Genomic DNA, 1244 nt, shown 5'->3' on the forward strand with positions numbered 1-1244 from the left:
AGACCTGCAAATCCAAGTAGGTTTTGTGAGGCATGGTGATGGTGGCTAACGATGGGGTCGGTTTGCCAAGGAGCAGTTCATACATTCGATAAGAAATCATACGGCTTGCTCAGGTACTCCACTTTTGCACTGCTTTCGAGATTCTGCTTGTTGTTCGATATCGGTGATCACCAGCAGTTTTCGCCCCCCAGTTCCTCGTATAAGATAGGAAGAATGTTCGCGGATAAGGCGTTGATTGTGATGGTAATACACAAAATAAGGCGTGGGTATGCTCCGCCAATAAAGCCAATCGGTTCACATCGTGTTGGATAGTGCGATGTGAACTACTGCACTGCCATCATTATGGACCAAAATATCACTCGGACATGGTGGTTTAGGCTCAAAGTGCGATGCATGCAAAAGGGGCAGTGTTAATGATAAGGTCACCTGGGTGCCCCGATTAAGTTCGCTTTCTATGCGTAACGTGCCTTGTCATGAGATGTCAGTTTTTGGCAAATCGCCAACCCGAGTCCTGTGCGCCGTATTTTCGTGTGGTTGAATCGTCGGCTTGAACAAACTCGTCAAACACCTTTTGCAACTGCGCTTCTGAAATGCCAATACCAGTGTCAGATACGCAGATTTGCAGCACCGAGTTAGGGCCACGATTTTGCACGGTGAACGCCACTTGATCTGTCTCATGAGTGAACTTGATCGCGTTTGAACAGAGATTGCTGATGATTTGGAACAGGCGCAGTGGATCGCCGTAGAAAATCATGTCGCAATCTTGAGGTGTGATGATAAAACTCTCTACCCCCGGGGGCCGTGGGTTCGCTCGGTGAAACAATACGACGAGTGTCATCAACAATGTCTTTCAGTGAGAATTCCACTTGTTCCAATGTCAGCTTGCCAGAGTCGATTTTGCTGATGTCCAAAATGTCGTTCATCAAAGCAAGCAGATGTTTACCGGAGCGATGGATCAGATCGATGTACTCGCGAATTTGTTCGCTGGCATTGAGATAATGGTCGGTGTCGCTTAAGCCGATGATGGCATTCAGTGGCGTGCGTACTTCGTGAGAAATGTTGGCGAGAAATTTGGACTTGGTTTCGGCACTCGCTTCGGCGGCGCGCTTCGCTTCTTGCATATCGAGGGATTGCTGTTGCGTAAAACGGGTGAGTCGCACTTGATCGATATAGAGTTTGAAGACGAGCGCGATGATTCAAAATAGAGACAAAGGAGGTAGCCAAATAGTACCAATGTTGTTGAC

General features: G+C 47.7%; 2 protein-coding genes. Both read right to left on the bottom strand.

Features of this window, described 5'->3' with window-relative positions; all coding sequences use genetic code 11:
* Positions 1-481: 481 nt before the first annotated feature.
* Positions 482-754, bottom strand: a complete 273-nt coding sequence (locus tag CIK04_RS33975; protein ID WP_325205835.1) for an ATP-binding protein — start codon at positions 752-754, stop codon at positions 482-484.
* On the bottom strand, positions 675-1121 hold the full coding sequence (locus tag CIK04_RS33980; protein WP_325205836.1) for a histidine kinase dimerization/phospho-acceptor domain-containing protein: 447 nt from the start codon (positions 1119-1121) through the stop codon (positions 675-677). Before CIK04_RS33980 ends, CIK04_RS33975 begins: the two co-directional genes overlap by 80 nt.
* Between the last annotated feature and the right edge of the window lie 123 nt (positions 1122-1244).

It is taken from the genome of Vibrio sp. 03_296, from assembly GCF_002265885.1.

Coding starts and splice junctions, on each gene's coding strand:
- CIK04_RS33980 (WP_325205836.1), bottom strand. CDS start 1,121: ATGCAAGAAGCGAAGCGCGCCGCCGAAGCGAGTGCCGAAACCAAGTCC.
- CIK04_RS33975 (WP_325205835.1), bottom strand. CDS start 754: ATGATTTTCTACGGCGATCCACTGCGCCTGTTCCAAATCATCAGCAAT.